This is a genomic window from Okeania hirsuta (assembly GCF_003838195.1).
In the GTDB taxonomy this organism is placed as follows: domain Bacteria; phylum Cyanobacteriota; class Cyanobacteriia; order Cyanobacteriales; family Microcoleaceae; genus Okeania; species Okeania hirsuta.
Genome location: NZ_RCBY01000550.1, coordinates 1 through 1713, shown reverse-complemented (window position 1 = coordinate 1713; position 1713 = coordinate 1). Strand labels below are relative to the sequence as shown.

Sequence of the window (1713 nt, the reverse complement as noted above, 5' to 3'; positions counted from 1 at the left end):
TCATTTAACATGTTCTTTTAAAAAACAATACGGCAGCAACTGTCATCACACCAACGATCATGTCAAGCTGCCTAATGTGCAAAAATAGCTTTTTTCTCCTTTTCCAACAATGGAAGGGCTCTACTGTTCTTCCTTTTTCAATCTTCTATCCTATTCTGTTCCAGAAAATACCAAAAGAGCCCCTTCTTTCCCCTGAAAACGCGTCTAAAAACCTCCACTCAGCGGTCCTCAAATAGGCTTAAATGCTGATAGTTAGCCCCTTCAGCAAGAAGGTTTTAACAAGTAAATTTTGTATCTTATCTTTGTTTAATTGAAAAAATATCTATTGATTTGCAGTGTAGAAAGGAATTGTGCCCTTTTCTACCCCATTATTTTTGAATAAACTTTTTATCATACTTAAATTAAATGAACATGCGTCTAGTAGTAAAATTACTGGTTCTATGTCTTACAGTTGGGGCGTTTCAATCTTGTGTTTCTAAAAAGAAATATGATGAGTTGGAAGCTGCTAAAGCTGCCACTGATCAAGCCTTGGCTGAAACTCAAGCTCAAGTGAAAACCTTATCTGAAAGAAAAAGATGCTCTTGCTGCTGAGATGGAAATCTGAGAAAACTCGTTTGAACGGCGAAATCAGTTCTATCAAGTCTGACCTGGACGCTACCAAAAGCCAAGTTGCTCAGGTAGAAGAAAAGTTGCAGATGACTGAAAAAGAGCTTACCGCTTTTGAAAGAGCAAATTGACGGTGTTTTCAATGCTTACTCTGGTAGTGGCATGTCTTTAGAAGATCGTGACGGTCGCTTGTACGTAGTTACTGGTTCTAAGCTTCGTTACAACTCTGGTTCTTCTTAGATTGTCAAAAGAAGAGCGTGAAGCAGTTGATGCTTTGGCTGAAGTATTGAAAGCTACTCCTGCTGCTAAAATCATGGTTGAAGGTCACACTGACAACGTACCATTCAAAGCTGGTATGGGAGACAACTGGGACTTGAGCTACCGTCGTGCTAAAGCAGTTGTTACTCGTTTGATCAAGAAAGGTGTTAGTCCTGCTCAATGAGCATCGCAGGTCGCGGTGACGCTATGCCTTCTGCTGACAACGGTACTTCTGAAGGAAAAGCAGAAAACAGAAGACTGAAATCGTTCCTAATCCAGATTTAGGAGTACTAAAAGGTAACTAATCCAGAGCTTAAACTCTGAATTATAATATACTTACTGATACTATTAGGGCTGATCGCATGCGATCAGCCCTTTCTTTTTATCTATTCAGAATTGGACGGGAAAAGCTAAAATCGTGTCTCGTACTGCCTGCTAAGATATCACGTATGAATGGCTAATCGCCAACTCTTCCAAGCTAAACACCTTGAATTGATCTGCGATTGGCTCCATAGCAACGACTGCCGGATCCCCAGGTCGATTCTTTTCCTCCTTAATAGCAATTCCTAAATCTTTATAAAGTCTCCGATATTGCTCCAAGCGCCAGCGGTTCTGAGGCTGTACATCATTGTCGATCCATTTCCAACGCTGCTCTGAGAAACGTAGAAAATGATAAATACTGATCTTACCATCCAGGTGGGCAAAATGATCTGACATATCGATGAAGTGACTCATTACTCCATCGTCCGCTAGTATTCGCTTGAACTCAAGCAGGATTTCTCCTAATATATTGGGATAGATATGCTCAAATGTATTGATGGAGGTAATCAGCTGAATACTACTATCTCC

The 1713-nt window shown here is 40.4% G+C and carries 4 protein-coding genes; 3 read left to right on the top strand and 1 reads right to left on the bottom strand.

The features are described from left to right. Nucleotides 1-405 precede the first annotated feature (405 nt). The 3 genes from D5R40_RS36740 to D5R40_RS32740 all read left to right on the top strand — a co-directional run bounded on the left by D5R40_RS36740 (nt 406) and on the right by D5R40_RS32740 (nt 1048). Nucleotides 406-591, top strand: a complete 186-nt coding sequence (locus D5R40_RS36740; RefSeq protein ID WP_124155871.1) for a hypothetical protein — start codon at nt 406-408, stop codon at nt 589-591. A gap of 23 nt (nt 592-614) precedes the next feature. Next, the gene (locus D5R40_RS41760; protein ID WP_282433707.1) at nt 615-737 is read left to right on the top strand and encodes a hypothetical protein; all 123 of its coding nucleotides are present in this window, start codon (nt 615-617) and stop codon (nt 735-737) included. Nucleotides 738-847: 110 nt separating this feature from the next. Further along, nucleotides 848-1048 (top strand): OmpA family protein, encoded by a 201-nt coding sequence (locus tag D5R40_RS32740; RefSeq protein WP_161565175.1) that lies wholly within the window; start codon nt 848-850, stop codon nt 1046-1048. A 251-nt stretch (nt 1049-1299) separates the two neighbouring features. On the opposite strand, the gene D5R40_RS36735 is transcribed toward D5R40_RS32740, so the two are convergent. After that, nucleotides 1300-1713: hypothetical protein (locus D5R40_RS36735; protein WP_205127844.1), on the bottom strand; the 414-nt coding region annotated here is incomplete at its 5' end.

Coding starts and splice junctions, on each gene's coding strand:
- D5R40_RS36740 (WP_124155871.1), top strand. CDS start 406: ATGAACATGCGTCTAGTAGTAAAATTACTGGTTCTATGTCTTACAGTT.